Origin of the sequence: Rhizobium leguminosarum bv. viciae (genome assembly GCF_012276115.1) — a bacterium.
Classification (GTDB): Bacteria; Pseudomonadota; Alphaproteobacteria; order Rhizobiales; family Rhizobiaceae; genus Rhizobium; species Rhizobium leguminosarum_T.
The window spans coordinates 28,446-53,793 of sequence record NZ_WIEU01000017.1 but is presented as its reverse complement, the minus strand read 5'-3'; the positions used below and the strand labels follow the sequence as shown (position 1 = coordinate 53,793).

28 protein-coding genes are annotated in these 25,348 nt (G+C 62.4%); 13 read left to right on the top strand and 15 right to left on the bottom strand.

Annotated features, from left to right (window positions below):
- Positions 1-45: 45 nt before the first annotated feature.
- The 5 genes from GFM02_RS25170 to GFM02_RS25150 all read left to right on the top strand — a co-directional run bounded on the left by GFM02_RS25170 (position 46) and on the right by GFM02_RS25150 (position 3,635).
- On the top strand, positions 46-1,614 hold the full coding sequence (locus GFM02_RS25170) for a Na+/H+ antiporter subunit D (RefSeq protein ID WP_168323118.1): 1,569 nt from the start codon (positions 46-48) through the stop codon (positions 1,612-1,614).
- On the top strand, positions 1,611-2,084 hold the full coding sequence (locus GFM02_RS25165; protein ID WP_168272539.1) for a Na+/H+ antiporter subunit E: 474 nt from the start codon (positions 1,611-1,613) through the stop codon (positions 2,082-2,084). Before GFM02_RS25170 ends, GFM02_RS25165 begins: the two co-directional genes overlap by 4 nt.
- A complete protein-coding gene (locus tag GFM02_RS25160; protein ID WP_020049185.1) occupies positions 2,081-2,434 on the top strand; it encodes a cation:proton antiporter in 354 nt (117 codons plus the stop codon). The genes GFM02_RS25165 and GFM02_RS25160 overlap by 4 nt, the downstream gene beginning before the upstream one ends.
- Positions 2,431-2,763 carry a monovalent cation/H(+) antiporter subunit G gene (gene mnhG / locus GFM02_RS25155; RefSeq protein ID WP_168272538.1) on the top strand — a complete coding sequence of 111 codons (333 nt, stop codon included), beginning with the start codon at positions 2,431-2,433 and terminating at the stop codon, positions 2,761-2,763. Before GFM02_RS25160 ends, mnhG begins: the two co-directional genes overlap by 4 nt.
- Positions 2,764-3,203: 440 nt before the next feature.
- Positions 3,204-3,635, top strand: a complete 432-nt coding sequence (locus GFM02_RS25150; RefSeq protein WP_003546634.1) for a MucR family transcriptional regulator — start codon at positions 3,204-3,206, stop codon at positions 3,633-3,635.
- A 328-nt stretch (positions 3,636-3,963) separates the two neighbouring features.
- Here the strand turns inward: GFM02_RS25150 and GFM02_RS25145 are convergent, their stop codons facing one another.
- Both GFM02_RS25145 and GFM02_RS25140 read right to left on the bottom strand, forming a co-directional pair.
- Positions 3,964-4,386 (bottom strand): SufE family protein, encoded by a 423-nt coding sequence (locus GFM02_RS25145; RefSeq protein WP_029875300.1) that lies wholly within the window; start codon positions 4,384-4,386, stop codon positions 3,964-3,966.
- A gap of 186 nt (positions 4,387-4,572) precedes the next feature.
- A complete protein-coding gene (locus GFM02_RS25140) occupies positions 4,573-5,067 on the bottom strand; it encodes a DUF5330 domain-containing protein (RefSeq protein ID WP_168323117.1) in 495 nt (164 codons plus the stop codon).
- Between the two features lie 413 nt (positions 5,068-5,480).
- On the opposite strand from GFM02_RS25140, the gene GFM02_RS25135 reads away from it, so the two are divergent.
- The 4 genes from GFM02_RS25135 to GFM02_RS25120 all read left to right on the top strand — a co-directional run bounded on the left by GFM02_RS25135 (position 5,481) and on the right by GFM02_RS25120 (position 9,929).
- A complete protein-coding gene (locus tag GFM02_RS25135; RefSeq protein WP_205930451.1) occupies positions 5,481-7,061 on the top strand; it encodes a sensor histidine kinase in 1,581 nt (526 codons plus the stop codon).
- On the top strand, positions 7,033-7,953 hold the full coding sequence (locus GFM02_RS25130) for a peptidoglycan-binding domain-containing protein (RefSeq protein ID WP_168267692.1): 921 nt from the start codon (positions 7,033-7,035) through the stop codon (positions 7,951-7,953). Before GFM02_RS25135 ends, GFM02_RS25130 begins: the two co-directional genes overlap by 29 nt.
- A 120-nt stretch (positions 7,954-8,073) precedes the next feature.
- Positions 8,074-9,522: a methyl-accepting chemotaxis protein gene (locus tag GFM02_RS25125; RefSeq protein ID WP_168323115.1), complete on the top strand. Its 1,449-nt coding sequence runs from the start codon at positions 8,074-8,076 to the stop codon at positions 9,520-9,522.
- 62 nt (positions 9,523-9,584) lie between these two features.
- Complete coding sequence (locus GFM02_RS25120; RefSeq protein ID WP_020049192.1) at positions 9,585-9,929, top strand: DUF1491 family protein; 345 nt, start codon at positions 9,585-9,587, stop codon at positions 9,927-9,929.
- A 64-nt stretch (positions 9,930-9,993) separates the two neighbouring features.
- Here GFM02_RS25120 and GFM02_RS25115 read toward each other — a convergent pair whose 3' ends face one another.
- Positions 9,994-11,043, bottom strand: coding sequence for a DUF2336 domain-containing protein (locus GFM02_RS25115; protein WP_168323114.1), 1,050 nt, complete (start codon positions 11,041-11,043; stop codon positions 9,994-9,996).
- A gap of 248 nt (positions 11,044-11,291) precedes the next feature.
- Positions 11,292-11,498: a hypothetical protein gene (locus tag GFM02_RS25110; protein WP_026158597.1), complete on the bottom strand. Its 207-nt coding sequence runs from the start codon at positions 11,496-11,498 to the stop codon at positions 11,292-11,294.
- 541 nt (positions 11,499-12,039) lie between these two features.
- On the opposite strand from GFM02_RS25110, the gene GFM02_RS25105 reads away from it, so the two are divergent.
- The gene (locus tag GFM02_RS25105) at positions 12,040-12,207 is read left to right on the top strand and encodes a hypothetical protein (protein WP_003546657.1); all 168 of its coding nucleotides are present in this window, start codon (positions 12,040-12,042) and stop codon (positions 12,205-12,207) included.
- 13 nt (positions 12,208-12,220) lie between these two features.
- Here GFM02_RS25105 and GFM02_RS25100 read toward each other — a convergent pair whose 3' ends face one another.
- The 3 genes from GFM02_RS25100 to GFM02_RS25090 all read right to left on the bottom strand — a co-directional run bounded on the left by GFM02_RS25100 (position 12,221) and on the right by GFM02_RS25090 (position 15,803).
- Positions 12,221-12,766, bottom strand: coding sequence for a DUF1254 domain-containing protein (locus tag GFM02_RS25100; RefSeq protein WP_077976029.1), 546 nt, complete (start codon positions 12,764-12,766; stop codon positions 12,221-12,223).
- Positions 12,759-13,346: a DUF1214 domain-containing protein gene (locus tag GFM02_RS25095; RefSeq protein WP_017959644.1), complete on the bottom strand. Its 588-nt coding sequence runs from the start codon at positions 13,344-13,346 to the stop codon at positions 12,759-12,761. Before GFM02_RS25095 ends, GFM02_RS25100 begins: the two co-directional genes overlap by 8 nt.
- Positions 13,347-13,592: 246 nt before the next feature.
- Entirely contained in the window at positions 13,593-15,803 is a 2,211-nt protein-coding gene (locus tag GFM02_RS25090; RefSeq protein WP_168323113.1) for a PBP1A family penicillin-binding protein, read from the bottom strand.
- A 204-nt stretch (positions 15,804-16,007) separates the two neighbouring features.
- Here GFM02_RS25090 and GFM02_RS25085 point away from each other — a divergent pair, with 204 nt between their 5' ends.
- Positions 16,008-16,484, top strand: a complete 477-nt coding sequence (locus tag GFM02_RS25085) for a YcgN family cysteine cluster protein (RefSeq protein ID WP_020049199.1) — start codon at positions 16,008-16,010, stop codon at positions 16,482-16,484.
- A 6-nt stretch (positions 16,485-16,490) separates the two neighbouring features.
- Here the strand turns inward: GFM02_RS25085 and GFM02_RS25080 are convergent, their stop codons facing one another.
- The gene (locus GFM02_RS25080) at positions 16,491-17,051 is read right to left on the bottom strand and encodes a TetR family transcriptional regulator (RefSeq protein ID WP_168323112.1); all 561 of its coding nucleotides are present in this window, start codon (positions 17,049-17,051) and stop codon (positions 16,491-16,493) included.
- Positions 17,052-17,221: 170 nt separating this feature from the next.
- On the opposite strand from GFM02_RS25080, the gene GFM02_RS25075 reads away from it, so the two are divergent.
- A complete protein-coding gene (locus tag GFM02_RS25075) occupies positions 17,222-18,136 on the top strand; it encodes an SDR family oxidoreductase (RefSeq protein WP_168323111.1) in 915 nt (304 codons plus the stop codon).
- Positions 18,137-18,238: 102 nt separating this feature from the next.
- Here the strand turns inward: GFM02_RS25075 and GFM02_RS25070 are convergent, their stop codons facing one another.
- The 5 genes from GFM02_RS25070 to GFM02_RS25050 all read right to left on the bottom strand — a co-directional run bounded on the left by GFM02_RS25070 (position 18,239) and on the right by GFM02_RS25050 (position 22,512).
- Positions 18,239-19,291 (bottom strand): fatty acid desaturase, encoded by a 1,053-nt coding sequence (locus tag GFM02_RS25070; RefSeq protein WP_168323159.1) that lies wholly within the window; start codon positions 19,289-19,291, stop codon positions 18,239-18,241.
- A 302-nt stretch (positions 19,292-19,593) separates the two neighbouring features.
- Positions 19,594-19,737, bottom strand: a complete 144-nt coding sequence (locus tag GFM02_RS25065) for a hypothetical protein (RefSeq protein WP_003546677.1) — start codon at positions 19,735-19,737, stop codon at positions 19,594-19,596.
- 468 nt (positions 19,738-20,205) lie between these two features.
- Positions 20,206-20,541 carry a hypothetical protein gene (locus tag GFM02_RS25060; protein WP_138328497.1) on the bottom strand — a complete coding sequence of 112 codons (336 nt, stop codon included), beginning with the start codon at positions 20,539-20,541 and terminating at the stop codon, positions 20,206-20,208.
- Positions 20,542-20,637: 96 nt separating this feature from the next.
- The gene (locus GFM02_RS25055; protein WP_205930449.1) at positions 20,638-21,015 is read right to left on the bottom strand and encodes a hypothetical protein; all 378 of its coding nucleotides are present in this window, start codon (positions 21,013-21,015) and stop codon (positions 20,638-20,640) included.
- 96 nt (positions 21,016-21,111) lie between these two features.
- Positions 21,112-22,512 (bottom strand): MFS transporter, encoded by a 1,401-nt coding sequence (locus GFM02_RS25050; RefSeq protein ID WP_168323110.1) that lies wholly within the window; start codon positions 22,510-22,512, stop codon positions 21,112-21,114.
- 122 nt (positions 22,513-22,634) lie between these two features.
- Between GFM02_RS25050 and GFM02_RS25045 the strand changes: the two genes are divergently transcribed.
- Positions 22,635-23,597, top strand: coding sequence for a LysR family transcriptional regulator (locus tag GFM02_RS25045; protein WP_168323109.1), 963 nt, complete (start codon positions 22,635-22,637; stop codon positions 23,595-23,597).
- A gap of 7 nt (positions 23,598-23,604) precedes the next feature.
- On the opposite strand, the gene GFM02_RS25040 is transcribed toward GFM02_RS25045, so the two are convergent.
- Together GFM02_RS25040 and otnK are read right to left on the bottom strand one after the other, a co-directional pair.
- The gene (locus GFM02_RS25040) at positions 23,605-23,985 is read right to left on the bottom strand and encodes a VOC family protein (RefSeq protein ID WP_018070940.1); all 381 of its coding nucleotides are present in this window, start codon (positions 23,983-23,985) and stop codon (positions 23,605-23,607) included.
- Positions 23,986-24,094: 109 nt separating this feature from the next.
- Complete coding sequence (gene otnK, locus GFM02_RS25035; RefSeq protein ID WP_168323108.1) at positions 24,095-25,348, bottom strand: 3-oxo-tetronate kinase; 1,254 nt, start codon at positions 25,346-25,348, stop codon at positions 24,095-24,097.

Genomic DNA, 25,348 nt, shown 5'->3' with positions numbered 1-25,348 from the left:
GATGCACACCCAAGCCCTCTCTCGCGATAGCGGAGGCGCCATCTGATGGCCGCCCCCACCGCCACCGTTGATCTCTCCGCCGCCCTGATCACCGCTCCGGTGCCGATCGGTCATTGGCTTGCCATCCTGCCGGTCGCCCATTGCATCACGCTCGGCGCCGTCCTGCTGATGCTGCGCGGCTATCCCCGTCTGCAGGCCTGGCTGGCCATCCCTGGCCTTGCGGCGCTGGCGCTGATCGATGCGGCACTGCTCGCCAAGGTCGCGGCCGACGGGCCGCTGACCATGGTCATGGGCCGTTGGCTGCCGCCCTTCGGCATCGCCTTCACCGTCGATCTCCTCGGTGCGCTGATGGCCTTCACCGCAGCTCTGGCCGCACTCGCCGGCGGCATCTATGCGCTGGCCGATATCGGCGAAAGCGGCCGGCGATACGGCTTCTTCCCGCTGCTGATGCTGCTGATGGCCGGCGTCACCGGCGCCTTTCTCACCGGCGATATCTTCAATCTCTATGTCTGGTTCGAGGTGCTGCTGATCTCCTCCTTCGGGCTGATCATCCTTGGTTCCGAACGTGAGCAGATCGACGGCGCGCTGAAATATGCGGTGCTCAATCTGATTGCCACGACCCTGTTCCTGGTCGGCGTCGGCATTCTCTATGCCGCCTTCGGCACGCTCAATATGGCCGATATCGCCGCAAAAGTTGGGGATTTACGCGGCACGGCGCCGCTGATGACGCTGGCAAGCCTCTTCCTGCTCGCCTTCGGCATGAAGGCGGCAGCCTTCCCGGTCAATTTCTGGTTGCCCGCCGCTTACCATACGCCGCGCATCGTGGTCTCCGCGCTGTTTGCCGGCCTGCTCACCAAGGTCGGCATCTACGCGCTAATCCGGGTGATGGTCATGCTGTTGCCGATGGAGCGCCAGGAATTGAGCTTGGTGATCGCGCTCGCCGCCGCCGCGACCATTCTCGTCGGCGCTCTCGGCGCGCTTGCCGAAAACGATATCCGCAGGCTGTTCGGCTATGTCGTCATATCGGGCATCGGCAACATGCTGGCCGGCGTCGCCCTCGGCGGCCTTGGCGGCATCAGCGGCGCTGTCTTCTATGCGCTCCATTCCATGGTGCTGATGACGGCGCTTTATCTTGCCGCCGGCGAGATCGCCCGGCGCGGCGGCGGCTTTTCGCTGTCGGCCCTCGGCGGGCTCTACAGGCAAAGCGGCGGCTTCACCGCTCTCTCTCTCGCGCTCTTCCTTGCCGCCTGCGGCCTGCCACCCTTTTCGGGCTTCTGGCCGAAAGTCATTCTCGTCAAGGCCTCGCTCGATCTCGGTGTCTGGTGGCTGGCGGCCTCGATCCTCCTCGGCGGTTTTCTGACGACGATCGCCTTCGGCCGTCTCTTCCTGCTCGCCTATTGGCGCCCGGCGCCGATGGCAATGACGCCAATAGTTCTGACGCCGTCTGGGGCCAGGTGGCGCACGGGCCTGCCGCTCGCGGCACTGACAGCGCTGGTCGTCGGCTTCGGCATCCTGCCGGAACAGTTGCTGGCGCTGTCGCAATCGGCCGCGGCCGGCCTGGCCGATCCCCAGGCCTATCTCCATTCGGTCTTCCCGGAAGGGCGCGCGCCGTGATCTTCTTCCTCTTCAACCTGTTGCTTGCCATTGCCTGGATCGCCGTTACCGGCAGCGCCTCGCTGCACAATCTCGTCCTCGGCTTGCTGCTTGGGGCCTTGGCGCTGGTCATCATCCGTGAATCCTTCGGCGGCAAGGGGCATATCCCCCGCGTCCTCCCGGTGCTCTCGCTCGCCGCTCTGTTCCTGAAGGAATTGTCGCTGTCGGCCTGGAGGGTCACGGTCACCGTCCTCTCGCCCGATATGAAGCTGAAGCCCGGCATCTTCGCCTTCCCGCTGACGGTGACGAGCGATTTCGAGATCACTTTGCTCGCAAACCTCATCACGCTGACTCCAGGTACGCTTTCGGTCGACGTCTCTGCAGATCGCCGCACGCTCTATGTGCACGCGCTCGATTGTTCCGATCCCGAGACGACCAAGCGTGATATCGCCAACGGTTTCGAACGCAAGATCATGGAGGCCTTCCGGTGATCACACCTGCCGCCATCGTCGCGGTCGCATCCTCGGCCGCACTCGTCATCCTCGGCCTGGCGCTGATTCTGACCGTCTGGCGCGTCGTTGCCGGTCCGACATTGCCGGATCGGATCCTCGCCCTCGACATGCTGGCCGGCATCGCCATCGGCTTCATCGCCGTCATCGCGGTCAAGACCGGTTTTTCGCTCTATATCGATATCGCCATTTCGCTCGGCCTCGTCGGTTTCCTGGCGACCGTCGCCTTCGCCCGATTCGTACTGTCGCGCGGCAACATCAAATCGAAGCCGCCCGCCGCTGCGGCAAATGGCAACACGCAAAAGCGCCGGGCAGGAGGAAAGAAGCGATGATCGATTATATCGTGGCTGCCATCACCGCCCTGCTTTTGATCGTCGGCGCGCTCTTTGCGCTTGCGGCGGCGATCGGCCTGGTCCGGCTGCCCGATCTCTATACGCGCATGCATTCGGCCTCGAAGGCGGGGACCGTCGGCTCCGGCCTGTTGCTCCTTGCCGCCGGTCTCTATTCAGAGGACCCGGCGATTCTCGCCCGCGCCCTTGCCGGTTTCGTCTTCTTCCTGCTGACGGCGCCGGTGTCTGCCCATCTGCTTGCCAGAGCTGCCCATCGTTCGGGATACGATCTCGGTGCACTCTCGGTCCGTGACGATATCAGGGATCGTTGAGCCTATGCTGTTCGGCGACTTTACCAGATTTATGCAAAACTTATGCACAGGTAGCTGTGAGTAAAGCTTGCCGAAGAGACCCTCAATTCTTCATCTGTCATTTTTTCTCAAGAAAAACGACAAATAATAATTGGCCTTTCGACCAAACGATGGTATTTGAAAATGCAAGTAGAGTTCTGATTGTGGATTGCAATCGTACTGCTTCCAAGTCCCTCAGTTTTGATTTTTAATGTCTAAACTGAGGCCATCGCCTGGGGCATGACGTAGTGGTTTCCAGTCAGGCAGTATAAGAACAGGTCACGCTCTTCGGAATCTAGGGGTGGATTTCGCGTTTTTCGAAACAGAAGGTCGCTTCCTGTGCTTTTGCTGTTCGCTTCTACGAGGCGGGTCTTTGGCGTGTCAGTCAAAGACCGTTTGAGCATGCTAACAGGAGAAAGAATATGACAGATATAGCGACCGGCAGTGCGCCGGAGCTGCTTGTGGAACTGACGGCCGACATCGTGGCGGCCTATGTCAGCAACCATGTTGTACCGGTCAGCGACCTGGCCAATCTGATTTCCGACGTGCATTCGGCACTGAGCAACACGTCCGTACCGCAGCCTGCTGCGGCAATCGTCGAAAAGCAGAAGCCTGCAGTTTCTGTCCGCAAGTCCGTACAGGACGAGCAGATCACGTGTTTGGAATGCGGCGGCAACTTCAAGTCCCTCAAGCGTCACCTGATGACGCATCACAGCCTCTCGCCGGAAGAATACCGCGAGAAGTGGGACCTGCCGACCGATTACCCGATGGTAGCGCCCGCTTATGCCGAAGCGCGTTCGCGCCTGGCAAAGGAAATGGGCCTCGGGCAGCGCCGCAAGCGCGGCCGCGGCTGAGCTTTTTCGAAAGCATCGACGACAAAAAGCCGGGTCTTGTGCCCGGCTTTTTTGTGCCTTAGCAAGGTGAAGAAATACCTTTCGGGTATTTGGAGCCTGTCGGGGTTAGATTGAATCATTCTGTTGGCTCAAACGGAGTCGGCCGATCGATCAGCCGGCCCGTTTCGGCCGGACGCCACGACAGCGTAAGCGATCCCGTCTTATGCTTTGCCGACAGACTTAGAATGTATTCCTATACTATGAGTAAGTGTTAATATACTCGATTGCAGAGCCGGCACCGACCCGCTGGCGTCCTGTGACCCTCAAAGCAGGCCAGCCACGAGCACGGTCAAGCCGCAGCGCGGACTCTTGCCTCTTCGCGGATCCTGTTCACCATCGACCGCAGTCCGTTCGAGCGCTGCGATGACAGGTTCTCCACCAGGCCGATCTTCGAGAATATCTCGAAGGCATCGAGCCCGGCGATCTCGGATGCCATCTTGCCGGAATAGGTGGCAAGCACGATGGCGACGAGGCCGCGCACGATATGGGCGTCGGAATCACCCTCGAAGCTCATGACCGGATTGTCGGGATCGCCTGCCGTATGGGTCACCAGCCACACCTGGCTGGCGCAGCCCATCACCTTGTTCTCCGAGGTGCGCTTCTCCTCGGCCAAGTCGGGCAGCGCCTTGCCGAGTTCGATGACATAGCGGTAGCGGTCTTCCCAATCGTCCAGGAAAGCAAAGTCGTCGATGATCTGGTCGAGGGATGCCATGCAAGAGCCTTTCACTATTAAGACTGCATATAGGTGAAAGACTGGCGGATTTGAACCGCTAAAAAGAAACGCCGTGAAGGATGGGCATCCTCACGGCGCAGCAACATGCTGAATTAAACAGGGCAGGCACGTCAGGCATGGGGCATCTCCGCGTCATGCGGATCACCGATGCAAGCTGGTTGAGGGTCAGGTCGCCGGCTTCGGCGTCGGCAGTGGAATAGCGCCTGTTACCACCGTCTCAGAGGAGGCGTCATCTTCGACCGGCGGACGGTAAGGCATCGGCTGGTTGAGCGCGGCCTTTGCCTCGCGCACCTTTTCCTGGATGGCAGGCGTGGTGAGGGAAGGCATGTTGAGCGCCACCGGCATCTGCGGTTCGGCAAGCTTTGCGGCTGCCGGCGCCTCGTCCTTGAACTGGCTGTCGAGAAGTTCATAGGCAACGCGGGCGCCTTCGCGGGCCCGATAGCCGAGTGCGGTGAGGGTCTCGGTGCCCTTGGCGCAGACCTCGGGCTTCTCCGAGCACATGCCGGTCAAATAGTCATAGGCGCCGCTTGCCGCCGTGAACGCGTCGGAAAGCTGCAATTGCGGGCCGTTGGCGAGCTTGTCGGAACTCTCCGTGCTGAAGACGGAAAGAAGCACGAGCACGAGGCCAAACCAGAAGGATCCTTTGATCAGAAACCACATTGTCGTTGCCCATCCTGTTTTCCCCGTCCGGTTCTTGTCGCCGAATCAGGCCGGTTGTCCGGTGTGTTTTCACCCTACCGCCAAGTTGCGAATGCCGCTTTTCGAAACTCACGCGCATTTGCGGCAAATTTAGTTCAAATTTTAGCGAACGGCATTTGAGCCGCATTTTAGTCGAATGCGAGCGATCGCCGTTAAGCATCAGGGCAGCACCTGCTTGCAATTGCAGGACTTTTGCCGGCTCGCCTTGCCACAGGAGTTAACGCAATGCTGAAATATGAGGAAAATCCGTCGCTTACCCCCTATTAACCACAAAAGGCAAAGAGCCTTCCAGATGCTTCAAAACGAGAATTTCGGCCGTTTCAGGCTGTGAACAGCGCTTTTGCCTTATCCTTTCTTTAAGTCGCCAAGGCCTATTGTCCGGATCGATAGACAGCCTTTCGGGCGGGTATTGCGTGCGTGTATTGAGTAACATTGGCGGCTGGATGACGGCCCTCGTAGACCGGGCGGCGACAAGCTGGCTCTCCCGGACGGGCGGCGGTGAGGCCGTGCGCCAACGCGAGCTCGCGATCCTGCGCCGCCTCGTGCTGTTCTCGTCGGCCGCCCTCGTTGCCGCTCCTATCGGCCTTTCGGCGGTCACCAGTCCGGCCGTGGCGCTGCCGGCCGGTGTCGCCATGGTCTGCGCCGCCTTTCTCTTTTCCGCCGTCGGCAGCATCGCGCTCGCCCGTCAGGGTTCGTCCGCCGGTATCGCCACGCAGTCGGCGGAGGATTTCTTCCTTGCCGCCACCCCGGGCCTCGTCTTCTTCCTCGACCCGCATGGCAGTGTGGCGACCGTCGGCGGCCGCGACCGGCGCGACTTCCTCGCCTGGATGCGTGATCCCAAGGGCAGGGGCTTCCTCGAGCAGGTGCATGTCTCCGACCGCATTCTTTTCCTGCAGGCGCTCGATGGCCTGCGCCGGGGCGAGGATGCTCAGAGCGTCGACCTGCGCCTCGACCGGCCCTCGGTCTCGCGCGATCAACGCCAGTTTGCCTATCTGAGAATGGACATGACGGCCCGGCGCGACACCGACGGCGAACTTGCCGCCATCATTGCCCAGCTGCGCGATGTCTCCGTCGAGCAGCAGCTGCGTGACGAAGCCCAAAACCGCGCCGCCGATGCCGAATCCGCAAATGATGCCAAATCGCGCTTCCTCGCGGCCGTCAGCCATGAGCTGCGCACGCCGCTGAACGCCATTCTCGGTTTTTCCGATATCCTGATCGGCGAATATTTCGGCAAGTTTGAAAACGACCGTCAGCGCGAATATGTCGGCCTGGTCCGCGAATCCGGCGCGCATCTACTGTCCGTCGTCAACACCATGCTCGACATGAGCAAGATCGAAGCCGGCCGCTACGAGCTGATCCTCGAAGCCTTCGATATATCAAGCTCCGTCAAATCCTGCGAATCGATGCTGGCATTGCAGGCCAAGACCAAGGGCCTCACGCTAACGAGCCGTGTCCAACGTGGCCTCGGCGAGGTCGTCGCCGATCAGCGCGCCATTCAGCAGATCCTCATCAACCTCGTCGGCAATGCGATAAAGTTCACCGAGGCCGGCGGCGTCGTCTCGGTCGATGCGGCAGCCCGCGACGGCATCCTCAAGCTGACCGTCAGCGACACCGGTATCGGCATCCCGGCCGACAAGCTGGCATTGCTCGGCCAGCCCTTCGTCCAGATCCAGAACGACTATACCCGCCGCTTCGAAGGCTCCGGCCTCGGTCTCTCCCTGGTCAAAGGGTTGGTGGCCCTGCATGGTGGGTATTTCGCCATCGCCAGCCAACCGGGCGAGGGCACGATCATTACCATCGAGATCGCAATGGACGGCTCGGGTGCCCAGCACGCCGAAGACGCCGGCCATGGTGCGACTGTCGAGTTTCCGCCGCGGCTGAAGGGCGCGGTCAATACAGGCGCAGAATTGGAAGAGGGGCGTTTCGATGGCCGCGCGCAAGCGAAAATCGCCTAAGGGAAAACGGGGACGGCAGCAGCCGGGCCTTCTGATGTCAGGCGCCGCCGCCCTCGGCGGGCTCGGCCTGCAAGGCGCATCCGTGCTCGGCGGCGTCATCGGCCGCAATCCGTCGGTCGCCGGCGGCACGATCACCTTCGCCGTCATCTTCTCCTTCGTCGCCGCCAATGCGCTCTGGTATCAGCCGGGCCTGCATCCGCATCCGATCTTCCGTACCCGCGATCCGCAGTCTCCGACCGTGCTCGGCGCCCGCCGTCCGGCCGAGGAGCAACAGGGCGACGTCACCACCTTCCGGATCGAACGGCCGCAGGATACCGCTACCACCAACGCGACGCCGGCGCCTGCCGCACCCGGCCAGCAGCCGAGCCAGCTCGTCATGGACATTCAGCAGCAGCTGGTGCGCCGCGGCCTCTATAATGGCATTCCGGACGGCATTATCGGCCCCCGCACCAGTGCGGCCATTCTCTTCTTCGAGGAAACCGTCGGCATGACCCAGACCGGCGATCCGACGCCGGAGGTGCTCGTGGCGCTGAAGACCGATGCCGCCGGTCCCTCGACCGTACCCGCCGAAAAGCCGCCCGAGGACGTCAGCTCGAAGGCGGCGGCGGAAGACCCGGTGGCAGCGGCGATCCGCAGCGCCGAGAAGACCGTCAAAACGGTTCCATCAGCCGCAAAGCAGGTTCCATCAAGCCAAATCACCAATGTCGACCTGGTGTTGAAGATCCAGAAGGGTCTTTCCAACATGGCCTATGCCAATGTCGGCGTCGACGGCGTCGCCGGCGAGCAGACCCGCGCAGCCATCCGCCATTTTCAGAAGCACTACAACCTGCCCGAAGACGGCGAGCCGAACCAGGCGGTATTGAAGAAACTCAAGGAAATCGGCGCGATTTAGCCGCCATGATGCCGCACAGTTGGCTTCGCCCTACAACCTAAGTCTAAGGCGTGACCGCTGTTTGCAACTTATTAACCATGTTGCCTGAAGCTTTTCTGATTGGGACGGAGAGCATCGGTCATGCATGCGCTGAAGGCGATAGACGATCTGGCCGGAGAACCGGCGGTCGAAGCGGGAGGGCCTGATCGCGAAGCGCTGCGCCACATCCTGCTGCGTCTTGCCGAAGAAGCCTCCACCCTTGGCATCGATCTCGTCGATATCGCCGGCGCCATCCAGGACATGGCGGGAATGTCGGCTCGGCATGCCTCCGCCTTCGATCATGTCACCCGCACCGCGCTGTCGATTGCCGAGACCAACCGCTCGGTCGCCGTGTCGCTGCGCGAGACCGACCGCACCGCGGCCGAGGCCCGCCACATGCTGAAAGAATCGGCCGACCGCCTGACGGGCTCCGTCGCCGAGATCGGCCACATGGTCCAGTCCTCCAACGAGATCGGCGCTGAGATCGCCGGCTTCTCCAAGTCGCTTGCCGATGTCGACAATATTGCCGAGGAGATCAGCACCATCGCCCGCCAGACCAACCTGCTGGCGCTGAACGCCGCGATCGAGGCGGCGCGCGCCGGCGATGCGGGCAAGGGTTTTGCGGTCGTCGCCACCGAAGTCCGCGCGCTTTCGCTGCAGACCTCGAAGGCGACCGGCTCCATCCAGCAGACGCTGGACGAACTGCGCGTGAAGATCGACCGGCTGTCGGCCGCCGGCAGCGATGCGCGCGACAGTGCGGCCGGCGTGCGTGACAAGTCGGAGGCGATGCGTGGCGCCTTCGAAAGCATGGAGCATGTCATTACCCGCATCCTCGACAGTTCGACTGTCATGGCCAACACCACCGAGGCGGTCGATCAGCAATGCGCCGGTTTCGTCGAGAAACTCGGCGAGATGTCGGCCGAGGTCGCCGGCTCGAATGTCAGGCTGCAGCAGGCGGCAAAACGCGTCGACAGCGTCGTCGGCCTCTCGGAAACCCTGATCCAGCTGACGGCGAGCGCCGGCGTCAAGACCGCCGACAGCCGTTGGATCGAGGAAGCGCAGTCGGTGGCAAGGCAGATTTCCGGCGCCTTCGAGCGCGCCGTCGCCGAGGGTCAGATCGGGCTCGATGCGCTCTTCGACCGACGTTATCGGCCGATACCAGGCTCCGATCCGGCGCAGATGATGGCAGCCTTCACCGAGCTCACCGACCGCCTGCTGCCGCCGATCCAGGAGCCCGTCACAATCTTGGACGAGCGCATCGCCTTCTGCGCGGCGATCGACGAGAACGGCTATCTGCCGACCCACAACCGAAAATTCTCGCAAGCCCAGCGGTCTGGCGACAGCGTCTGGAACACCGCCAATTGCCGCAATCGCCGCATCTTCGCCGATCGCGTCGGTCTTGCCGCCGGCCGCAGCACCGCGCCCTTCCTCGTCCAGACCTATCGGCGCGACATGGGCGGCGGCAATTTCGTGATGATGAAGGATATCTCCGCTCCGATCACAGTGCGCGGACGGCATTGGGGCGGATTGCGGCTGGCGGTCAAGGTCTGACCCCTGAGGTCAAACTCTGGCCCCGCATTGCCGCCACCGGCGCGCCGGTCTATACCGCGCCGATGAGATTACGCGCCGACATCTTCGTTTCAGCCCTCCTGCGCCGCGTCTTCGCCAGCGGCGATTTTGCCGCCGTCGAGAAGAAGGGTGCGGAGGAGGCGGGTGCGATCTTCATCCGCCAGCACTTCCGCGACGGCCTGGAAACGCTCTATGCGCCGGCGCCGCAGACCGCTTTCGACGAAGGCCAGGCCGGCGACCGCCTGTTCGAGATCCGTCTGTTGCGCAGCGAACCGGAAGCTGTGCGTGCGATGCTGGAGCGCGAACGCAAATTCGATCCCGATCTCTGGATCGTCGAGCTGGAGGCGGATGAGCTGGGGGATATGATCCCGCTTGTCAGAGACAGCTGACGGCCAGGCGCGTCAGCTCCTAATTTCAAACAGCTCACCTTGTGGTGAGGTTAGTCATTCCAGCTCAGCGAGACCGCCGCCCCATGACGCGCATGTCGCGCTGCGGCGGCGCTTGGCGGATGAAGCGGTGGTTGGGCGTTTCCTGAGGTGCGGGCACATTGGGTACGTCGTGCCTATAGGTATAGCGGTCGGCGCGCCGCCAGGCTTCGACGCGTTCGTGGCATTCTTCCGGGTCGAGCGCATCGAGCACCATCCAGCCCCGCGTGACGTTGTGCTGCTGTTCGGCAAGGTGCGGATAGAGTCTTTCGAGCACGAAGACGGCATCGAGAAAGCCCATGCCGAGGCTCGTTAGTGTCGTGGCGAGCTGCTGGCCGGAAAGATCGAGCATGATGCGCTCGGCAAGCCAGCGGCTGGCGGAAAGCGCATCGGCAAGTGCAGTCGCGAAATGCGTCGCCTCACGCGAGCGGGCGAAGCGCACCAGCAGCGCCTCTTGAATGTCGGTCAGCGTGCGCAGACCGAGCCTGTCTTCGTCGGCACGGCCGAGATGGCCGGCAAGGCCGAGGATACGCTCGCGCAACGCCTCTTCATTGGCAACCCGCTGTCCCTCCAGCGCATCTGCCTCGTTGGTCTCGGTAGGCGCCGGCGAAAGTGGCACCGCCGGCGATTCCATCACCGGCGCCGATGCGGCCGCCGACCGCGGCTGGCTCTGGCGCAGCGCCACCAAAGCATCGATGACCTTCGGCGAGAGTGAATCGCGGCTGACGATCGCCTTGACATGTGTTGCACCTTGCATGCGCGCGATGGTGATCAGCGTATCGTCGGCGATTGCCTTCGAGGCGGTAAGAAAAGGGGCCGCGATCTCGATCGGCTGGTTGCCGATGAACAGCGCCACCGCGGCTGGCATGTTCTTGCATTGAGAAAGGGCGGCGACCGCCTGGCGCTTGGCCTCGTCGGAGGAGGCCTGGAACAGCGGCATGAAAAGTTCGGCGAATTGGCGCAGTTCGGACCGTGTCGGATGAGACAGGTTCTCGAAACTGCTGACAGTCGCCATCAATACCACGTCCTTTTTCCTGACGGCCAAGGGGCCTTCTAGGTCTCGAAACCGGTCACGCACAAATACACCCCGAAAACGCAGAACAAGGGGACCAAGGACCGATATGCGCTGGCGGAACGCATGTCAGGTCATACGGTTATGAACAAATCCTACACCGGTACGGTTAATGCATGCTGAAGATTTTATTAAAATGCAACAGAAATATACACGCGCAGCGTGCCGCGACATGGTTAGCCGGCAATATAAAATGCGCGGTTTGGAAGGCGTGCTGCGACGATTGCGCATCGCTGCCGTGATGGTGGAAAAACTCAGGCGATCCTGTGATCGCGCAGCGCGTGCAGCAGTTTTTCGCGGCTGTCGTAACCGGCCTGATAAAGGTCGAGTGCTGCGGATGCCGCGAATTGCGCGTCGACGCTTTTGATGTCGATGCGCCGTTCTGTGCACCAGGCATCAAGCGCACTGCGCAGCACGTCGAGATCTTCAGGCGAGAAAGATGAATTCACCAGCAAAGACACCGCTTGCCCTCCGCATCCCGGCAAGAACGTGGAAAATCCCGATCGATCGGAGCCCGGAAACGTGTGACCGACATGAGCGAACATACGCGCATCTGAGCGCCTCGCAATTAAATATTTTCATGATGTATTTCTGCAACATCGCCCTTTTTCTCGGCCGGCGGATTGCAGCGCCGATGTCAACTATATGAATTGTTTCTAATTTTATCCGTTGATCTCCAGCCGACCGTTTGCGCAGGCGGGGTGAAACCAAATTAACTCTTCGAGCGTTAAAGGGAAAGTAACGTGAACTATGTTTGGCATCGGCTGAATATTAGGAAACTGTTAACTGTCATCTGTCTCAATTCGGATAGGAACGACGCGATTTGAGTATTTGGATCGTTGAAACTCCGCATCACGGTATTTCAATCAGGTGCCGTGGGAAAGGCGCGAATGCCCTCGGTCCGGTCATCCCGGCACTGCAGGACGCGCCGGCCCGCACATTGGCGGGCAGGGTGAAATCCATCGCAACTTCATCCGTCTCGGGCAGTGCATGGAGACGAGAATGGCAATAGTAGTCGCATTGGCGGATCGGCGGCCGCGGGCGCCGCGTCGCCCGGACAAAGAGCCCCGCGAAGCCAAGATCCTTTGGTTCACCGGCGTCCGCTACGAGCGGCTCGCCGAGAGCCCGAAACATCGTCCGGCGCCCGCGCCGCGCGTCAACAAGAAGTAACCGCTCTTCAACCTCAGCGAGCGAATTGCTCGCAGCCGGCTTCCGTCAGGAAGTTGCGCGCAGCCTCATCGAAGCTCGCCTGCGGCGCCAGCGTCCGCAGCACGGCATAACCGTCCGGCCGTGCCATTTCCACCAGGATCGCCTGCTGCAGCTCCTGCGGCAAGTTCTTGCGCAGGTCGGTCAGCTGGATCGGACTGCCGGCCAGCACATCGAGCGCGCCGCCGACCGATGTTCTGTCGTTCATGCTGAAGACCTCGTTGGAGGCGCTGTCATAGATCGCGATCGACCAGAAGGGCACATTGCCCTTGGCGGTAAAATGTACCGGCGCGTCCTCGACGTCGAAGGAGCAGACGGCGGTGCGCAGGAAGGGGTCGCCATTGGCAAGGCCGGCCTCGTCATACTGGTCGCCAAGCAGATAGAAATTGTTGAGATCGCCCTCCGCCTCCACGCGGGTCGCCGCATCCCTGCCGGTGAAATGCGGTAGCGACAGGATGATGACGAGATGCAGCAGGGCTGCGCCGAAAAGGCCGGTCAGGACGGCGAAGAATATCCTAAGCATTGCCGCATCCGGTCTTGGTGAGCTTCGGCATGGCGAGGTCGATCACGCCGGAACTGCCGGCTGTCGGTGTGTCGAACAGCGTCAGCACCAGCCGGAAGGTGCCGGCCTCCGGCAAGGCCAGCCAGTTGCCCGGCTGCGCGACGGCTGAGATCTCGATCGAGAAACTGCTGTCTTGATTGCGCAGCACCGTCCAGGAATTGAGCGCTGAGGGATGCCCGGTCTTCACCGCTGCCGGATTGCCGCCATTGTCGGCGGTAAAGAGGGTCCAGAGCCGGGCCGGCGGTGTCTGCCCGCTGATGCGGTAGCGGCAGTTGGCATTCAGCCGTGCGCCCTCGTCGTCGACGCTCGCCGTGAAGGTCAGGCCCTCGGCGCTGCCATAGAGCAGTTTGCCGGCGCGCGCCCGGTGCGACTTGGCGTAAGGATCGGCCTCGACCGTCTGCAACGCCGGAAAGGCCTCCCAGGCGCCGAGCTTGATCGCCCCGAAACCCTGTGTCGCATCCAGCGCATAAAGCGAAATCATGATCCCGCCGCCGAAGGCGACGATCAGCGTGATCGCGATAAAGAGGGGGAATCGAAACACGTTATGACCTTGGAAACCATATCGGATGAAAGGGTTACCACTGATTCTGGCAGGGTGGAATGCCGGGCCGTGACATAGGCGCCGATTGATCCCCGGTTATGTCCATGCGGCAAAGTCGTCATGTCCATGCGGCAAAGCCGTCAGGTCCATGCGGCAAAGTCGTCTGCCAACTGCGGCAACACGGCCTTTCACCCAGAGGTGCCGGCGGGCGGACGAGGCGCAGCTACCGGCGATCTCCTGGGCCGGCTACTCCGCGCTGGCCACCTTTGTCGGCGCGAGCGGGGCGGCATCCTTCAGCTTTTCGCCGAGCTTCTTGAGGATGCCAGTCGATTGAACCGAGAGCATGCGCGGCCGGATGAGCTGCGGCAATCCGTCCTGCGGCTTGGCGGCGGCGGTCTTGGCGAGGTCCTTTTCCGAGGGCAGCGGGTTCTCGACGCCGGGGATGGCGCGCAGCGTGACGCCCTGATGGGCGTAGTCCATGGCGCGCTTGAAGGTCATCGCCGGCAGCGAGCCGCCGGTCATCTCGTTGGTCGAGGTGTAGTCGTCATTGCCGAACCAGACGGCGCAGGTGTAGTTGCCGGTGAAGCCGACGAACCAGGCGTCGCGATAGGCCTGGGTCGTGCCGGTCTTGCCGGCCGTCAGGATGCCGTTGTCGAGGGCCGCCTTGCGCGCCGTGCCGACATAGGGAACGCGCGACAGCATCTGGTTCATATAGGCGTCGGCCTGTTCGGACAGCACACGCTTCGGCGCCGGCTCGTCACGGTCGAAATCGTAGAGCACGTCGCCGTCGTAATCGAGGATCTGGGTGATGCCGTGGCGGCGCGACTGGTAGCCGCCGGCCGGGAAGGTGGCATAGGCCGTCGCCTGGTCGAGCACCGTCACCTCGGAGGTGCCGATCGGGATGGTGACGTCGTCGCGGATCGGCGTTTCGACGCCGAGGTTCTTCGCCATCGCCCGGATCGGCTGAATACCGAGTTTTTCCTTGGCGAGCCGCACCGGCACGGTGTTGATCGACTGGGCGATCGCGGTCTCAAGCGTGATGCGGCCGGCATAGCGGTTTGCGTAATTGTGCGGGCTCCAGTTGCCCCAGTAGATCGGCGCATCGACGATCGTCGTCTGCGGCGTCATGCCGCTCTCCATCGCCACCGCATAGGTGTAGACCTTGAAGGACGAGCCTGGCTGGCGCAGCGCCCTACTGGCGCGGTTGAACTGGCTCTCGCCGTAATCCCGGCCGCCGACCATGGCGCGGACGGCGCCGCCGTTTTCGATCATCACCATCGCGCCCTGCTTGGCGTGATAGGCCTCGCCATATTCGCGCAACGACGTTTCGACCGAATCCTCCGCCGCCTGCTGGATGCCCATGTCGATCGTCGTGCGCACGATCAGCGAATGCTGGTGGAAGCGCGACGAAAGCCGCTGCACCTCGTCGAAAGCCCAGTCGAGGAAGAAATCGGGCGATTCCACCTCGTTGCGGTCGACGACGGTGGCGGGATTGCGCCTGGCGGCGATCACCTGGCCCTCGGTCATCAGCCCGCTTTGGACGAGATTGGTCAGCACTTCGTTGGCGCGGGCACGCGCCGCCGGCAGGTTGACATGCGGTGCGTATTTCGCCGGCGCCTTGAACAGGCCGGCAAGCATGGCGGATTCCGCAAGGTTCACATCGGTGATGTTCTTGCCGAAATAGAATTGCGCCGCCGCCGCTGCGCCAAAAGTGCCGCCGCCCATATAGGCGCGGTCGAGATAGGTGGAGAGGATTTCCTTCTTGGAAAGGTTCGCCTCGAGCCAAAGCGCCAGGAACGCCTCGGTGACCTTGCGGTCGATCGAGCGTTCGTTCGACAGGAACAGGTTCTTGGCGAGCTGCTGCGTCAGTGTCGAGCCGCCCTGCACGACTTCGCCGGCGCGCGCATTCTCGCTCATGGCGCGGAAGAGGCCGATGAAATCGATGCCGAAATGGTCGAAGAAGCGCCGGTCCTCGGTGGCGAGCACCGATTTGATCAGCGAATCCGGCAGCTCGTCGATCGGCACGGAATTCTGGTGGATGACGCCGCGATGGCCGATGACGTTGCCGTAGCGGTCGGTGAATGTGACGGCGAAATCGCCGCGGTTGCGCCAGTCCTCCTTGGTCGCCTCGAAGGCGGGCTGGGCAAGCACCAGCAGCAGCACCGAGCCGGCCGCCCCGAGCGTCAGTCCTTCGCCGACAAGTTCGAAGACCATGCGCTTCCAGCCGCGCACGCGGAAGCGGCGGAAGAATATCGTGATGTCTTCCCAGATCTCGGCGGCGCGGAAGCCGGCGTTCCAGACGGTCGAATCGATCCAGGAATCGATGCGCAGCAGAATGTGACGGCTCTTCGCCGGCCGCTTTTCCGCCGCCTCGTTCGCCGCTTTTCCGGGCCTTTTTTCTGGCCCGTTTTCTGGCCCATTTCCTGGCCCATTTCCTGGGTTGTCCGGATCCTGCACGTCCTGTATTCCCGCCTGATCGCGCTTCGATCACATCCGACGAAAGCGCGAGGCCCGTATTTGGCCGCAAACCTCTCCGATACGAGGAGAGAATTCTCCGAGTACCAGGAGTATACTGAAGGATTGATTGATTTTGCGGCTGATAACAAGAGAGATGCATCAGGGTCACGCGAATTTGCGGGTCGCTGTTGCAAGAAACGAACGATGAACGATCTGCCCTTCTGGAAGAGCAAGACGCTTGCCGAAATGACCGTCGCCGAGTGGGAAAGCCTCTGCGACGGCTGCGGCCTCTGTTGTCTCAATAAGATCGAGGAATGGGATAGCGGCGATATCTATTTCACCTCGGTCAGCTGCAAGCTGCTCGACGGCGAAAGCTGTCGCTGCTCCAGCTATGAGAACCGCTGGGATTTCGTGCCGGACTGCGTGCAGCTGACCAAGGAGAATGTGCCCGATATCGCCTGGCTGCCGCCCACCTGCGGCTACCGGCTGGTCAATGAAGGCCGCGACCTCTACTGGTGGCACCCGCTCGTCTCCGGCGACCCGGAGACCGTCCATGCCGCCGGCATTTCCGCGCGAGGCCGCGCGATCAACGAAAATGAGATCGATCTCGACGATCTCGAAGATTACGTCGTCGATTGGCCGCTGACCGTGGGCGAGGAGAAGGACGAAGAAGAAGCGTAAGCGGGCTCAGGATTTCAGCGCTGCGAGGAAGCGCCGCAGCTCCGTTTCCACATAGGCGGCCACCGGCCCCTCGGCGCCAAAACCCCACCAGATGAGCGAACCCTGCCATTGCGACAGCATCAGCCGGGCGATCGTCTCCGGCGCAGTCGCCGATCCGAAACATCGAGCGATTGCCGCCGTCAGTGCCGTTCCCCAGGCCGCACCCCGGGCACGCAGCATCGGATCGCGAAAATCCTCGCGAAGCACCAGCAGTCCCTCGCCATAGGCGGCGGCATTGTCGCCGTAATCCTGCGACAGGCCGACGAGCAGCGTGATGGCGCCTTCCGGCGTTTTCGGGACGCTCTCGGCAAGCCGCGCCGTTTCCGAATCCAGCCTGTCCCAGGCATAAAGCAGCGCGGCGCGCAGCATCGCCGCTTTCGTGGCGAAACGCTGCACCAGAGTCGAGCCGGAAAGTCCGCTGGCTTTCGCCACCGCCGCAAAGGTCGCCGCGTCCGGCCCCTCGGCATGAATCAGCGACAGCACCATGGCGAGAAGCTGTTCGTCAGACAGTGTGCGGCGGCGCGGCATGAAATTCCTCTTGCATTCATGTTATATATAAACGATCATTCGTTTATAAACAAGGAGCGCCGGCTAATTCCTGGCGTTTCCATTACGGCATGAGGCGTTCTACAGCGCCGCGCCTCTTTAGAGGCGCAAAGGACGCTGTAACACTTTGCAATTGCGTGGAGGATGGAGAAGTGACAGCGAACTTGCGGGAGAAAGTGGCCTTGGTGGCGGGTGCTACGCGCGGCGCCGGCCGAGGCATTGCGGTGGAACTTGGCGCCGCCGGCGCCACCGTCTACGTGACCGGGCGCACGACGGGCGCCCAGCAATCCGAGTATGCCCGACCAGAGACGATCGAGGAGACGGCCGAGCTGGTGACATCAGCCGGCGGCAAGGGCATTGCCGTGCAGGTGGACCATCTCGTCCAGCAACAGGTCGAGGCGCTGGTCGCCCGCATCCGCGGCGAAGCCGGCCGGCTCGATATTCTCGTCAACGACATCTGGGGCTGCGAGAAGCTGTTCGAATGGGACAAGGCCGTCTGGGAGCATTCGCTGGACAAGGGCCTGCGCATGCTGCAGCTCGGCATCGAGACGCATCTGATCACCGCCCATTACGCCCTGCCGCTGATGATCGAGCGGCCCGGCGGACTGCTGGTGGAGATGACCGACGGCACGGCCGAATACAATGCCACCCATTACCGGCTGTCGCCCTTTTACGACCTCGTCAAAACGGGTGTCACCCGCATGGCCTGGGCGCATGCGCAAGATTTGGAAAAACACGGCGCCACCGCCGTTTCGATCACGCCTGGCTGGCTGCGCTCCGAAATGATGCTGGATGCTTATGGCGTTCGCGAGGAGAACTGGCGCGAGGCGACGAAGGTGCAGCCGCATTTCGCCATTTCCGAAACCCCGCATTTTGTCGGCCGTGCCGTTGCGGCGATCGCCGCCGATCCCGACCGCGCCCGCTGGAACGGACAATCGCTGTCGAGCGGCGGAGTGGCGAAGACCTATGGCTTCGACGATATCGACGGTTCGCGGCCGGATTGCTGGCGCTACATGGTGGAAGTGCAGGAGCCGGGCAGGCCGGCGGATGTGACGGGTTATCGCTAAACAATTCCAGGGAAAGAGGCGGCTTTCCCTGGAATTGGATGCAGGCAAAAGGTTAGGGCGGTTCCGTGCTTCGGTGGAAAGCTAAACCGCTCTAACGCCCCGTTATCGTGCTGTAGCAAGCCGCGCCGCGTCGCGAAACGAGACCAGCCGCTTCGTCTGTTCGTCCCACAGCACCAGCTTGACGCAACGCAGGCTTTCCATGAGCGTGATGCGGCCCAGATCGGCAAGCTCAGGATGATCTCGCAGCACCTCCGGCAGCCGGTAGTAAGGCACCCGGCTCGACAGATGATGCACGTGGTGGATGCCGATATTGCCGGTGATCCACCGCAGCACCGGCGGCAGGTCGTAATGCGAGGCACCGTGGAGGGCCGCATGCTGGAACTGCCATTCCGGCTTCTTCGACCAATGTGTTTCCTCGAATTGATGCTGCACGTAGAACAGCCAGACGCCGGCAGCACCTGCCAGAAGCACGGTCGGCAGATGCACCAGGAGAAAGGGAATGATCCCGACCGCCCAGATCAGCAGCGCGGCGGCCACTGCGATGGCAAGATTGGTCGCCATGGTCGAGATCCAGGGCAGGGCGCCGGAGCGCATCATGCCGAAAGGCAGGCGCTGCTTGAACAGGAACAGCCATGCCGGCCCGATCCCGAACATCACGATCGGGTGCCGGTAGAGCCGGTAGCCGAGCCGGCCCCAGCGTGACAGCGCGTTATATTCGGCGATCGTCAGCGTTTCGATGTCGCCAACGCCGCGCTCGTCCAGGTTCCCGGCCGAGGCGTGGTGTTCCGCATGCGCCCGGCGCCAATAGTCGTAAGGCGTCAGCGTCAGGATGCCGATCGTGCGTCCAACCCAGTCGTCGACGCGGCGACGAGCGAAAAACGAGCCGTGGCCGCAATCATGCTGGATCATGAACAGCCGGAGCAGGAAGGCGGCGGCGGGAAGGATGAGGATCAGGCCGGGCCAGAAGCTGTAATGAACCGCTGCCCATGCGGCAGCCCAGAACAGCGCGAAGGGAACGACGGTGACGGCAAGCTCGAAGGCGCTACGTCCGGCCCGCGGCTGGCGATATCCGGCAAGGATCTTCAGCCAGCGCTTTTCAGCGAAAAGCGCCGCTTGCTCCGCGGATCGCTCCGGGTTGTCGTCGGGCTCACCCAAAGGGGCCACTTGGATTTCCTCGCACTCGCTGCGGCGCGTAGATTCGATCACAGAGTGACGCCGTGAAAGGCGGCGATCGCCGAAAAGCCGAGTGCAATCACCACGGCCGAACGAATGAGGAAGAGCGGATAGTCGAAGTGGTACATCGTATGAAGAGTGGTCATGGTTACAGCAATTCCTGTTTTTCTGAAAACATGTCAATGGGTGATGGTGTCACGCCGGAGCGCGGCGCGTTCGACAAGACGCGCTATCACTTGCGCTGTTATGCGCACGGGGGCGGAGCGGGGGCTCGATAAGAGGTTCTATTTCTTTGGAGCACTGCCCTGCGGGGCGGTTTTAGTCGCCGTCTTCATCTGATTGGCGAATGTGCTTTCCACCTTCGCTGCCTGCTTGTCCTTCTTCGGCTTCCGGACCTCGCGATTGCTTCTTACTTGTCCTTTTGCCATCGATAAAATCTCCCTTTAGATCGAAATTGAAAGCCGCAACCTGCGTGGTATTCGCCCCGCTTGTCGGTCGCGATCGGAGATCGCGGGATCGTCATGAGAGGCAACCCGATAACACCGGGCCGCAGGGATGGAATGAAAATGATGCCTGCTGAAACCGCATCGCAGTCTGGAGGCGGATGACCGGAGAGGTCACCGAAAGCCAAACCCGACGTTGAGACGGGACGTCACCATGCTTTCGCGATCGGGAAAATGGCGGGGCCGGAAACCCGGTCACCGCAAATGCCGCATCGGCCAAATCAGCGAGCCCTCCTTATAGAGTAAAATTGAGGTGCCATTAAGGCCACCGCCGCAGGAAAGCCATATTTCCACAGGGGATAAAGCGAGCCGCGCAAAACTGGGCAGCGGTTTAGCGATAACGGCGTGCGAAACAACAGGGCTAAAGCGCGAGGGATGAATCTTCCGACGCGCTTAGTCATTCACGGGAAACAGGCGGATCAGCTTCGTTCTTTCCATCTCCGCGCGGCCTGATGCAGACATGATGCCGCGGGCCAAACAGAGTTCTATGTCCCGTCCGATATCGAGCGGCACCAGCATGCCGCCGGCCTTGAGCAGGCGGTCTGTCATCGACAGAAGCAGATCCACTTTTGCCCGGCAGCCATCGATTTCCAGGAGCGCCACCCGGCGCTCCCTGTCGATGTCGGCAAGATCTCTAGCCTGCTCGCGTTGTTGGTAAGCCCCGAATTGCACCCATCCGAAATAACCGGCCGCTGCGACGCAGATACAAAGCAAGAGGGTTTTTCGCACGATATTCCTTCGGAGCCGGGCGGCTCGTTTGCCGCTAGAACATCAGTGAGAGCATGATGTCGTCCGAAAACCGCTCACACTTTTCGGCATCATGCTCTAGACGGCGGCGCGTCTTTCGCGGGGCAATCCCTGTATTGCATATCGGTTAAAGACGGGGGTTACCGGTTTCGGCGGCGCCTTCAGCTTGCCGAAATGGTGTTCGAGCGCTTGTGAGAGCATGGCCGGCGAGGTGACGCCCTCTTCGAACAGCCTGATCAACAGTATGGCCGCGACGTTGAAGACACGTTCGTTGCCGATCAGGATTTTGGCGTCGTAGCCGGCGTCGTCGAGCACGCCTTGCAGCATGTCGAGATCGGACGAAGTCAGATGCGACTTTTCGAAAGTGGAAGACATCGGTCCTCCTTTCATCGGGGCAAGGGTATAAAAACCCTCAGTCGGCAGCGCCCGTACACTGGCTGCCGAAGTTGCGACCATGCGCCTTTCACCCAGGCAACGCAACGGGATTCTTGCTGCCAATATCGCTCCGGTTCATGAGCAGCCCGCACCGGTCAGGGTGCGGGCCGATGACGGTCATTCCGCCGCCTGATAGCCGGGTCTCCGGGCGGCCGATGTCCGCGGACCGGCGGCTGCAAGCAGGGTAATCGCCACCGCAAGCAGCGCCACGAAAGCGATGCCGGCGACATAGGGGTCCCAGCCGAAATGCGGTGCGGCGCCGAAGACTGCCGAGGCCGCAGCAAGCACGATGCCGCCGCCGATCTGGAAGGAGGCGAAGAGCAGCCCGGAGGCGAGCCCCGACTTGTCGTCCTCCACGTCGGAAAGGGCTGCGACCTGCACCGAGGGGTAGGTCATGGCGTAGCCGAGGCCGAGCGGGATCTGCGAGAACAGCACGAGCAGGATCGGGTCGACATGTCCGAGTGCGGTCACCCAGAAGATATAGCTGAACGCCTGCAGGCCGACACCCGCCGCCATCAGCCCGGTGGCGCCGCGATTTTGCGCAAGCGTCGCAAAACGTGGCGCCAGGAACATCACGAAGACGCCGCCAAGCGCAAAGCAGAAGCCGGTGGTGAAGGCCGACCAGCCGATGACGTTCTGATAATAGAGCGTCGCCAGGAACTGGAAGCCGACATAGGCGCCCTGGAAGAGGGCGGCGATCGCATTGGCATGCCGGAGCTTGGCCCGGCGGAACATGCCGAGCGGCACCATCGGATCGGCATGGCGCGCTTCGACCACGAGGAAGAGCAGGATCAGCACCAGCGACGCGGCGAGCGAACCCCAGGTCGGGAAGGCCTGCCAGCCGGCGGCCGCGGCATTGGTGATGCCGAAGACGAAGAGCAGCAGTCCGGGGGTGATCGTCAGCGCGCCGGCCCAGTCGAAGCTCGGCCGCGGTCCTGTCCTTTTCGGGTCGGCCGGCAGCGCCAGCGGCGCAAGAAGGAGTGTCAGGATGGCGACGGGCGCGCCCATGACAAGCGTCGCCCGCCAGCTGAAGATCGTCGCGGCACCGCCGAGCACCATGCCGAGCACGAAGCCGGTGGCGCCGGTCGAGGCGAAGACCCCGAGCGCCTTTGCCCGTGCGGTTCCCTCGCCGAAGACCGAGAGCAGCAGCGCAAGGGCGGCCGGCGCAGTGAAGGCGGCGGCAATGCCCTTGATCAAGCGGGCGGCAATCAGCGTCGGCCCGCTATCGACGAAGCCGCCGGCGATGCTGGCGGCGGCAAAGATCGCCAGCGACCAGAGGAAGACGCGGCGATGGCCGAAGACGTCGGCGACCCGGCCGCCGAGCAGCAGGAAGCCGCCATAACCGAGCACATAGGCGCTGACGGCCCATTGCAGCGATGTCGCCTCCATGCCGAGTTCGGCCTGGATGGCAGGAAGCGCGACACCAATGGTGGAGACGTCCATGGCGTCGAGGAAATTGGCGGTGCAGAGCAGCAGCAATGCCAGCCCCGCCCCGCTTCGCGATTTGGAAAGCGTCATCGAAATCGTTCCTTCGTTGCTGCCGCCTCATCGGGGGAGTTGCCGGGCGGCAGGGAACGAGAAAATGTACAGCTTCCTTTCCCATTGCAAATTGATAGTAGCCATGCCAGGTATTACTGACGATGATGAATGATGCCACTCTTCGCAAGATCGACCTCAATCTCCTGCTGGCCTTTTCGGTGCTGATGCAGGAGCGCAATGTCAGTCGCGCCGCCGAGCGGCTGCTGCTCGGCCAGCCGGGCCTGTCGGCCGCTTTGCGGCGCCTGCGCGAGACGCTGGACGACGAATTATTCGTACGTGTCGGCCGCGGCCTGCAGCCGACGCCGCGTGCCCTTTCCATCGCCCCGGCGATCGAGGATGCGCTGTCGGGCATCGAGCGCGCCATCCGCCCGCAGGCCGAGTTCGATCCGGCAAGCTGGCAGGGCGAGTTCCGCATCGGCATGTGCGACAATCTCGAATCGGCCTTCTTCGGCCCGCTTGCCGCCCGTCTTCTAAAGCTTTCACCCGGCGCCCGGCTGATCGGCATCGCTTCCGAAAAGCGCGATGCCGCGCGCCGGCTGGACGAGGGCGTCTTCGACTTCAGCGTCTCCGTGCATGACGAACCGGCCTCCTGGCACATCCGCGCGCCGCTGTTCGACCAGGCCTCGATCTGCATTTATGACGACGCCCAGCTCCGGTTGAAGGCGCCGCTGAGCCTCAAGGATTTCGCCAATGTCGCCCATGTCACCGTCTCGTTCGAAGGCAACACCTCGACCGGTATCGACATGGCGCTGAACCGCACCGGCGATGTGAGACAGGTGGTGGCGACCGTCCCGCGCTTTTCCGCTCTGCCGATGGTGCTGAAGGCGATGCCCGCCATTGCCACCGTGCCGGAATCGATCGGTCGCTGCATGGCGCAGTTACATGGGCTGATGCTTTGCGAGCCGCCGCTTTCGCTGCCCGCCGATCCCGTGACGATGCTTTATCGCCGAGTCGACCAGACGGACGGCCGGGCGCGCTGGTTCCGTCGCCTGTTCATCGATGTAGCCAATAAAGCGCTCGAAGCTTCCGGCTGCTGCGTATCCATTCCGAAAGCCGCTGCCTGACGGTCCGCTATAGTTCGCCTTTGTGAAAATACGCTTCGAGGCGGTAGCCGTCCGGGTCGATGATGAAGGCGGCGTAATAGAATTGCCCATAATCCGGCCGCACACCTGGTTCGCCATTATCCGTGCCGCCGGATGCAACGGCCGCCGCGTGAAAGGCATCGACCGCGGCCTCATCAGGCGCGACGAAGCAGAAATGCAGCCCCGATCGCATGTCGGCAACAACAGGCTGCTCGACCTGCATCACCCAGAGCCCGACCCTTTCCGGGCCGTAGCCGATCATGGTGTCGGAATTGGACAGGCGCTCATATCCGAGCGGCGCCAGCGCCGCATCATAAAAACGGCGGGCCCTTTCGAGGTCTTTTACGCCGATGGAGATATGATCGAACATGGACTGCGAACTCCCTGTCTTCTTTCTAATCCCGAAGGACTGCTCACACCCAAGATGGCTCGAGGCCAACATCTTTCAACCTTCATGCTAAGTCAACGAACACGCCTGCTCATTCATGGCCGGCGATCCTGTCCAGCGCCTTGGCGAAGAAATCGGGCGCGCCGAAATTGCCGCTCTTCAGCGCAAGCCCGAGCGGTCCGGAGCGGTCGGCCACGAGAACCGGTACGCCGGGATCGATCTCCGGCCCGATCATCATGTTCTTGAGACCGAGCGCTTCCACCACCGCGCCGGAGGTTTCTCCGCCGCCGACGACGATCTGCCGCATGCCGGCATCGGCGAGCCGCCGCGCCAGCCCGCCAAAGAAGGTCTCGATTTTTCCAGCCACGTCCTCGCGCCCGAAACGCTGCTGCACGAAGCTCACCACTTCGGGAGCGGCTGTCGAATAGACGATCGGATTTTCGGCGGCATTCGCTTCCACCCAGCGTGCCGCGCGCTCCACCGACATCGAGCCGCGCATCAGCACCGCCGGATCGATCGCAAGCCCCGGATGGTTCTGCAGGTGGCAGGCGACCTGGTTCTGCGAGGTCGTGGAGCAGGAGCCGCAGATCACGACGCCGGGACCGTCGACCAGGGGCACCTCGGCCGCCATACCTGAGAGCTTGCCCTGGTTGCGGAAATTCTGCGGCAGGCCCTGCGCAATGCCCGAGCCGCCGGTCACCAGCTTGTGGTCGGCGACCGCGGCCGCGATCGTCGCCAGGTCGCCGTCCTCGATGGCGTCGACGACGACGAGGCGGTGGCCGGCGGTGAGTTCGGCGCGCAGGCCGTTGCGCAAGGCCGCAGTACCCGAGCGCACCACGTCGAGCGCAATGCTGCCGATCTCGCCCTTCGTCTGCTGCTGCAGCCAGCGGCGGATGTCGGGATCGGTCATCGGCGTCAACGGATGGTTCTGCATGCCGGATTCGCTGAGCAGCCGGTCGCCGACGAAGAGATGTCCCATGAAAAGCCGCCGTCCGATCGCCGGAAAGGCCGGGCAGACGACGGCGACGCCGGTGCCGGTGAGGCGCAGCAGCGCTTCGGCCACCGGCCCGATATTGCCTGAAGGCGTCGAATCGAAGGTCGAGCAATATTTGAAGACGATCTGCTCGCAGCCCTGCTCGAGCAGCCAGCGCGCCGCCTCCAGCGACTGGCGCACCGCATCGTCAACCGGCGCCGAGCGCGTTTTCAGCGCGACGACGCCGGCCTCGCAATCCGTCTTGCCGCGGCCGGTGCCGACGAACTGCACGGTCGACATGCCGCCTCTCGCAAGCGTGTTGGCAAGATCGCTGGCGCCGGTGAAATCATCGGCAATCGCCCCAAGCAGCAT

Coding starts and splice junctions, on each gene's coding strand:
- mnhG (WP_168272538.1), top strand. CDS start 2,431: ATGATCGATTATATCGTGGCTGCCATCACCGCCCTGCTTTTGATCGTC.
- GFM02_RS25100 (WP_077976029.1), bottom strand. CDS start 12,766: ATGCTTAGGATATTCTTCGCCGTCCTGACCGGCCTTTTCGGCGCAGCC.
- GFM02_RS25150 (WP_003546634.1), top strand. CDS start 3,204: ATGACAGATATAGCGACCGGCAGTGCGCCGGAGCTGCTTGTGGAACTG.
- GFM02_RS25085 (WP_020049199.1), top strand. CDS start 16,008: ATGAACGATCTGCCCTTCTGGAAGAGCAAGACGCTTGCCGAAATGACC.
- GFM02_RS25140 (WP_168323117.1), bottom strand. CDS start 5,067: ATGTGGTTTCTGATCAAAGGATCCTTCTGGTTTGGCCTCGTGCTCGTG.
- GFM02_RS25065 (WP_003546677.1), bottom strand. CDS start 19,737: ATGGCAAAAGGACAAGTAAGAAGCAATCGCGAGGTCCGGAAGCCGAAG.
- GFM02_RS25080 (WP_168323112.1), bottom strand. CDS start 17,051: ATGCCGCGCCGCCGCACACTGTCTGACGAACAGCTTCTCGCCATGGTG.
- otnK (WP_168323108.1), bottom strand. CDS start 25,348: ATGCTGCTTGGGGCGATTGCCGATGATTTCACCGGCGCCAGCGATCTT.
- GFM02_RS25145 (WP_029875300.1), bottom strand. CDS start 4,386: ATGGCATCCCTCGACCAGATCATCGACGACTTTGCTTTCCTGGACGAT.
- GFM02_RS25045 (WP_168323109.1), top strand. CDS start 22,635: ATGATGAATGATGCCACTCTTCGCAAGATCGACCTCAATCTCCTGCTG.
- GFM02_RS25130 (WP_168267692.1), top strand. CDS start 7,033: ATGGCCGCGCGCAAGCGAAAATCGCCTAAGGGAAAACGGGGACGGCAG.
- GFM02_RS25055 (WP_205930449.1), bottom strand. CDS start 21,015: ATGGTCGCAACTTCGGCAGCCAGTGTACGGGCGCTGCCGACTGAGGGT.
- GFM02_RS25105 (WP_003546657.1), top strand. CDS start 12,040: ATGGCAATAGTAGTCGCATTGGCGGATCGGCGGCCGCGGGCGCCGCGT.
- GFM02_RS25125 (WP_168323115.1), top strand. CDS start 8,074: ATGCATGCGCTGAAGGCGATAGACGATCTGGCCGGAGAACCGGCGGTC.
- GFM02_RS25170 (WP_168323118.1), top strand. CDS start 46: ATGGCCGCCCCCACCGCCACCGTTGATCTCTCCGCCGCCCTGATCACC.
- GFM02_RS25040 (WP_018070940.1), bottom strand. CDS start 23,985: ATGTTCGATCATATCTCCATCGGCGTAAAAGACCTCGAAAGGGCCCGC.
- GFM02_RS25120 (WP_020049192.1), top strand. CDS start 9,585: ATGAGATTACGCGCCGACATCTTCGTTTCAGCCCTCCTGCGCCGCGTC.
- GFM02_RS25050 (WP_168323110.1), bottom strand. CDS start 22,512: ATGACGCTTTCCAAATCGCGAAGCGGGGCGGGGCTGGCATTGCTGCTG.